The organism is Mycobacterium nebraskense (assembly GCF_002102255.1).
Taxonomy (GTDB): domain Bacteria; phylum Actinomycetota; class Actinomycetes; order Mycobacteriales; family Mycobacteriaceae; genus Mycobacterium; species Mycobacterium nebraskense.
Genome location: NZ_LQPH01000042.1, coordinates 1 through 6,203, shown reverse-complemented (window position 1 = coordinate 6,203; position 6,203 = coordinate 1). Strand labels below are relative to the sequence as shown.

General features: G+C 63.9%; 10 protein-coding genes. 7 read left to right on the top strand and 3 right to left on the bottom strand.

Features of this window, described 5'->3' with window-relative positions; genetic code table 11:
• The 4 genes from AWC17_RS32530 to AWC17_RS04915 form a co-directional block, all read left to right on the top strand.
• The coding region (locus tag AWC17_RS32530; RefSeq protein WP_167385544.1) for a hypothetical protein at positions 1-226 on the top strand (226 nt) is incomplete at its 5' end.
• Positions 227-297: 71 nt separating this feature from the next.
• On the top strand, positions 298-1,701 hold the full coding sequence (locus AWC17_RS04925) for a type IV secretory system conjugative DNA transfer family protein (RefSeq protein WP_085164346.1): 1,404 nt from the start codon (positions 298-300) through the stop codon (positions 1,699-1,701).
• Between the two features lie 130 nt (positions 1,702-1,831).
• Positions 1,832-2,047: a FitA-like ribbon-helix-helix domain-containing protein gene (locus AWC17_RS04920; protein ID WP_141224503.1), complete on the top strand. Its 216-nt coding sequence runs from the start codon at positions 1,832-1,834 to the stop codon at positions 2,045-2,047.
• Positions 2,044-2,460: a type II toxin-antitoxin system VapC family toxin gene (locus tag AWC17_RS04915; protein ID WP_085164342.1), complete on the top strand. Its 417-nt coding sequence runs from the start codon at positions 2,044-2,046 to the stop codon at positions 2,458-2,460. The genes AWC17_RS04920 and AWC17_RS04915 overlap by 4 nt, the downstream gene beginning before the upstream one ends.
• A 246-nt stretch (positions 2,461-2,706) precedes the next feature.
• Here AWC17_RS04915 and AWC17_RS04910 read toward each other — a convergent pair whose 3' ends face one another.
• On the bottom strand, positions 2,707-2,964 hold the full coding sequence (locus tag AWC17_RS04910; RefSeq protein ID WP_208618361.1) for a DUF7246 family protein: 258 nt from the start codon (positions 2,962-2,964) through the stop codon (positions 2,707-2,709).
• A gap of 225 nt (positions 2,965-3,189) precedes the next feature.
• On the opposite strand from AWC17_RS04910, the gene AWC17_RS04900 reads away from it, so the two are divergent.
• Complete coding sequence (locus AWC17_RS04900) at positions 3,190-3,456, top strand: hypothetical protein (RefSeq protein ID WP_141224502.1); 267 nt, start codon at positions 3,190-3,192, stop codon at positions 3,454-3,456.
• Between the two features lie 46 nt (positions 3,457-3,502).
• Here AWC17_RS04900 and AWC17_RS04895 read toward each other — a convergent pair whose 3' ends face one another.
• Complete coding sequence (locus AWC17_RS04895; protein WP_141224501.1) at positions 3,503-4,309, bottom strand: hypothetical protein; 807 nt, start codon at positions 4,307-4,309, stop codon at positions 3,503-3,505.
• A complete protein-coding gene (locus AWC17_RS04890) occupies positions 4,302-4,682 on the bottom strand; it encodes a hypothetical protein (protein ID WP_085164334.1) in 381 nt (126 codons plus the stop codon). Before AWC17_RS04890 ends, AWC17_RS04895 begins: the two co-directional genes overlap by 8 nt.
• A gap of 115 nt (positions 4,683-4,797) precedes the next feature.
• Between AWC17_RS04890 and AWC17_RS04885 the strand changes: the two genes are divergently transcribed.
• Both AWC17_RS04885 and AWC17_RS04880 read left to right on the top strand, forming a co-directional pair.
• The gene (locus tag AWC17_RS04885) at positions 4,798-5,259 is read left to right on the top strand and encodes a hypothetical protein (protein WP_085164332.1); all 462 of its coding nucleotides are present in this window, start codon (positions 4,798-4,800) and stop codon (positions 5,257-5,259) included.
• A partial coding sequence (locus AWC17_RS04880; protein WP_085164330.1) for a hypothetical protein occupies positions 5,256-6,203 on the top strand: 948 nt, incomplete at its 3' end. The genes AWC17_RS04885 and AWC17_RS04880, both read left to right, overlap by 4 nt.

The window sequence follows — 6,203 nt, the reverse complement described above, 5'->3', positions numbered from 1 at the left end:
CCACACACCCACCCCACCCGACCTCGACCCGCTGCTCACCCAAACAGCCCGCATACACCCCGCAGCACTGACCGACAAACTCCAAGCCGCCCTCACCCAACGACAACACCTCAAACACACCAACCGCTACGCCTACCAACGCCACCTAGCCATCTCATCGTTTAGCACTGCCCACCCAGGAGTGGACGACACCCGGTTGCCTGACCTTCCCGACCCGACCTCGTAAAAGGCGGGGAGACATGATTTCTGGTTCAGGTGGTGGGCGGCGATGTTTGACAGGCGATACGGTGAACCCACATGAGCTTGGCTGAACCGTACACACCGTATTGCGGACTCAAAGTCGATGACTCTGGTCGACCCGTACGCGTGACCACCGCGCCGCACGTCTGCGCCAGCGCCCCCACCCGCAGCGGGAAAACCCGCCGCATACTCGGCCCGGCTGCGGTCATGCACCCAGGCCCGGTCGTTTCCTGCTCGTCGAAACCTGATCTGGCCCAACTGGTTATCCCTCACCGAACGAAAGGCCCGACCGGAGTCATCGACCTCTCACCGGTCAAAACGGAGACCTGGCCCAGCGACGTCAAGGCGATGGTGTCCGACCCCACGACGGCTATCAGCAATCCCGACGAAGCGCTTACCGTCGCTGAGACCATGCTCGCCACCAGCGGCGTCGGTTTCGGCGGAGCCACCAGCGGCGCCACCGTCAGCTCCGGCGGATTGTGGGAATCTACCGCCGCCGCGCCCCTGGCCGCCCTGCTCTACGCCGCCAGCCCGTGCGGCAACAGACAAGGAATGCCCTGGGTACTCAACGCCGCCGAAAACTACGGCGTGCCTGACCCCAACGACGACGGCGGCCCTGCCAACATCCCTGAAGAGTCATGGATGAAGGCCTACCAACTTTGCCCGCACCCGCTGCTGGCCGAGCCGCTGCTGAGCATGCTCAGCATGGACCCGCGGATGCGCGATAGCGTCGCCATCACCGCACGCAAAGCCATAAAACCCTGGCTGCGTCTGGGTTTGGCGACCTCAGCCAGGCTCGCCGGCCTCAGCGCCGTCGAACAACTCGACATCCACACATTCGATTTCAGCCTTCTCGACGATCCTGACGCGACCATCTTCCTCATCGCACCCAACCACGGAACCGTCGCCGGTGTCGCCGTCGCCTTGATCGACTCCATCATCGAGCACTTCCGCCGAAAAGCGGCGAACTACCAGCTAACTCACCGACTTCTGCTGCAACTCGACGAGGTCTGCAACGCCGCACCGTTGCCCGGCTTGCTCAAATACTGCGGAGAAAGCGCTGGCCTGGGTGTCAATATCCAAATGACCGTCCAGGCGTCCAGCCACTTCGATGTGGTCTACGGCCCCAAATACGCTGACGCACTACGCGACATGATCCCCGGATGGGTCATTATGTACGGCGCCCACGAACGCCACCTCCTCGAACAGTCCTCCCACTGGCTTGGTCTTGCCACCCGCAGAACCGAGTCCTACGAACCAAGCGGTGGCCATCGCGGCCAATCCTCGGTCTTCGGCCAAGAGATCGAATGGCAAGAATTCCTTCCCCAAGACCTCACAGAAGCCCGCGTTCTCACCCGCGGCGCCGCCGGCGAAAAACTCCTCATCCCTGACTTCGACGACTTTCTCAACATCTACTATCAAGCAGTCTCAAAACGCCTCAAACGCCTCACGGTGCTATAGACGCATGCGCCTCGCGCTTGATTTTGACTGCGGATTCGGGAGTCGTTTATCACGAATTCGGGAGTCACCGCGGCGACAGCCCAAGCTGATATCAGTGGTGTGATATCGTTTGTTATGTATGGAGCAGATCGTGATCCGCAACCTTCCCGAGGGAACCAAGGCAGCGCTGCGAGTGCGCGCTGCCCGTCACCGTCACTCCGTCGAAGCCGAAGCCCGCGCGATACTCACCGCAGGGTTAGCTGGTGAAGACGTCCCCATGTCGGTGCTGCTGGCAGCCGACACCGGCCAAGACATCGACTTCGAACCCGAACGCCTCGGGCTGACCGCCCGTACCCCAGAACTGTGACCTACGTACTGGACACCAACGTGGTGTCCGCTTTGCGCGTGCCCGGCCGAAATCCGGCCGTGGCCACGTGGGCGGACTCGGTAGAACCCTCTGAGCAGTTCATCACGGCGACAACACTGGCCGAAATCGAGCGCGGCGTCATCGCCAAGGAACGCACGGACGCGATCCAGGGCGAGCACCTTCGACGTTGGTTCGACGACAAGGTGCTGAGCGTCTTCGCCCGCCGGACACTGCCTTTCGATCTCTCCGCCGCACGCATCCTGGCCACCTACCGGGTGCCCGAACATGCCCCCTACGACGATGCGTTGACCGCGGCCGTCGCCCATGCCGTCGACAAAACCGTCGTCACCCGCAACACCCGACACTTCGAACCCCTCGGTGTCCGATGCCTGGACCCGTGGAGGCATCGCTGAGGCGACCGCCGCAACGGCCGCTCCTCGCGGTAGCCCCGGGGCGCTGACTCTCAAATTCACAACTAACGACCCCAAACCATGACAGCGCGACTCCGACATTCGTGGTCAAACGCCTCCCGAATCCGCGGTCAAAATCACGCGCTCCACCGAGTCCGCCTTCGGAACGGTGCACCGGTGCGCCCCCGTCGCCCGGTCCCCTCAGGCTGCACTGACGGCATTCAATCGTCACGAATCTTTTTCTCGTCGCTACTTATAGTCGGCTCCGCCGACGTTGCGTCGCGTCTGATTGATCCGATGCACCGTTTTGACGCGTTCGGGATAGAAGCTGCGCCAGCATTCGTGGCCGGCTCGGCCACCGATAAAATCGAGGACTACGCGATCCGAGCTGGTCGTCTTGGCGCCGAGGAATCGGTAGCGGCCGCGCTCTCCGGTGATGCTGACTTCGGTCCCGGGTTGCAGTTCGCGGCCGTGCACCCGAACCGGTTGAGACTGTTCCGGATTCACGATGTCGCACCGATCTTGAAGAGCGTCAGCTGGACGGGCTCTTGCGCGGGGCGTGGTCTGCGTGGCTGTTGCCGGCCTTCTTTGTGTGCGACGTCGGCGATCGCGGCGGCGACATACTTCCGATACTGTGCGACCGCTGCTGCGTCCTGGGTGCTGTTTGACTCGCTGGTCGCCGCGATCGAATCACGCAGTGCCGCAGAAACTAACGCCCAGTGAACATCACACATGAGTAGCTCAGCCGTTAGTTCGATCGTGCAGCTGCGTGCGGCGCACACCCGCGGTGCTGCGGCCTCTGCGCAGCAATCCTCCGTGCGGTTCATCGGTGTCGCCGGCTTACTCGGTGAGGTCAAGGCTCATGCCGCCGTCGGCGACCAGCTGCGCGGCGGCGGCCGCGATGCCGTGTTGTGCGGTGATGCGTTCAAGTGCGTGGCCGAGGCGAGCGAAACCGTCTCGGTCGTCGTCGGAGTCCAGCTCTTCCTCGGCGTAGGGTGAGCTAGATTGCTCTCCGGCAGCGAGGTCGGTTGCGCCACGGTCGGATTCAGGGTGCGGAAGTGTCAAGGTGCTGCCTTTCGTTGTGGTTGAGAACCTGGCCGGCGCCGCTACCGAGTGTGGCGTCCAAAACTTGTACGGCGAACCAGATGGTGCCGGCCGCCGCCAGGACGATGCCGACGACCAGAGGGCCCCATCTGATGTTGGGCGGTGACTTACGGGCGATCAGTGGTGGCTGGCGCCCTTGGGTGGGGGCAGGATCCAGCAGCGTTGGCATTGTGGATTCCATTGGGCCCAGCAACAGAACGTCGTCGATGTCGGGGGCTGTCGGAGTCATGGGCCACCACTGCGACGATCCGTCCACGGCTAGCCAGCCCTCCAAAATTCCGTAGATGCCGGCGGTCAAGAATGTCGCCGGCAGTTGTGCGGCCATCCACGGCACCAGAAACGATGACCACAGGGAGTGCGCTGGGTCGATGAATAGCAGCGGTGCTCCGCACATCACGGCGGAATAAATCAGTGCGGCAATGGGGTAGGCGCGCAGCTTGGCCGGTATCAGATGCCGAGCGATCCATTCGTAGAGCAGCCGACCGAGCGGCCAGCCTAGCGGGGCGGCGAACGCCGCTGCGGCCGCGATCGCGGTCTCGAGCCCACCTGTGGTGGTCGATGACGTCCGCGTCAGCAGAGGCGGGGTGACCTGATCGTCGTGCGGATCGGGTCGCGCCCCGGTGTGCGCGCGGGTCTGCGCACGCAGCCGCTTACCCATAAGCTCGGCGCGGCGCTTTTGGAAAAGGAAAATACCGGCGTGGGCGGCGATCCAGGCTCGGCGTTGCTCGTCGAAGATCCGTTCAGACATCGGCGCTCGCTGATGTGTAGAACCGGTTGTTCAGGGCGGTCACACCGCTGTTGAGCTCGACGAGCAGGTGCTCGATGTGCTGGAGCCTGGCGTCGACCTGGGCGTGATCGCCCCGATAAGCCTCATCGACCGGGGGCGTGCCCCCGTCGATGACGTGGGCGCTCGTACCGATCGGCCAGTCCAGGGCGACGTCGATTTTCGCCAGGGTTGCCGGTCGCATCTCGCGTGACTGTTTGACCGCGCGGTGCAGCGTTGCCCGACTCAAGGCCGCGGTTTCCGCGAAGCCCGCCCATGTCATGCGTTTGACCGCCAGGCGACGGCGGACGAACACATCGAGGCGGGCGAGTCCACGCTCAGGGATCTCCACATCCATGAAGATAACTAAAGACGCTTATTCTTGTCCACCGTTGTAGACAAAAAGATGATTAAAGAACTACTCTAACATCTAGAAGTGATGATGAAACATCGCCTTTGAAGGGGTGACAAGCGTGAAGATGATGATTGGGTGTGCAGCGGTGATCGTCAGCGCTACGGCATTCGCGGTGCTGGTCGTGATCGAACTGGTGGCGCGCATGCTGCCACTGCTGATCCTCATAGCGGCAGCCTGGCTGGTGATCCGGCTCGCGCGGCGCAAGCCGGGGTTTCAGGAGCCTTTGCGCTCCGACCAGGCCGCAGTGGCCGCCGCGGCGGTCCCCTCCTCCTCCCCAGCCTCGACATCGGTGATGCAAGGGCATTTCCGGGCTTTGCCGCCCGTCACCGCCGGGCCGGAGCGCCGCTATGTGATCGCCGGTGAGGACGCCGGATTCAACGCTCAGCGCGCCGACGGCTACCTGCGGCTCGACCCGCCCCGCATCGCGGGCACGCCGCACGCACGCCCTCACCAAACCAACAATGTCCGTCAGCTGCCGGCGCGCCGCCGAGCTCACCGCGCCGGAACGAGTCGGCCGTGACTGACGACGACGTGATACCTGTCGACACCCAACAATGGCTGACCGGCATCGGAGCCCGGCTACCTGGCGCGTCACAGCAGCCAGCAGACACCCCCGCCCCCGCAGATGACCCACACCCCGACAGTGACGGTGTCGCCACACCGGTAGACCTCGACGACCACCACCGGTCCAACTCGAATCCGGCAGACCACGTCGTCGTCGGCCGCGACGATGTCACCGCGGGCAGCGCCAGTGATGTCGCGCCACCTGCATACGACGTCGCCAAGGCGACCATCAACGAGGGTGTGACGCGCGCGTGGTTCGACCGCTGGCGAGGCAGGTTCAACCCCCGCGTAGCCGCCGTCATGGCGGCGGTGACCGTGTTGGGCACCGCCGCGACGGCTGCCCTGACCGTCCTAGACACCACACCAGCAGCATCGTCACATCCAGAGGCTTCACCAACTCACACGCGGCCCACCCCCCCACCGCCGCATCCGTCGTCCACCAGTGCCCCCACAGGCGACGAAAACCTTGACGGCCCAATACCATTCCTCGCGTCCTCGGACTGCGACCCTGCAGGATCGACGCCAGCCCAATCTTTAGCCGACCCCAGCGGCAACACCCCGTGGGTGTGCGTCCTCCATGGGGCCGGCCAGGTCCTCACCTTGCAGCTAGGGCCACCGGGCATACCGCAGGCCTACGTCATCACCAGTGTCAGCATCATCCCCGGCGCCATCGGACCCAAAGGCCGGCGGCCCACAGACCCTGATCCCTGGCTCGCTCACCACGTTGTCACGCTCCTGCAATACCACTTCACCAACCCCGGCAACCTCTTCCTCGATCAAAACACCTACAACACCCGCGGCGAGGTCCCCATGCCGGTGCCGCACGTCCTGGCGTCCACCATCACCATCATCATCCGCCAAACAAGCAGACCCCCAACCGATCCCACCCCAACCCCCACC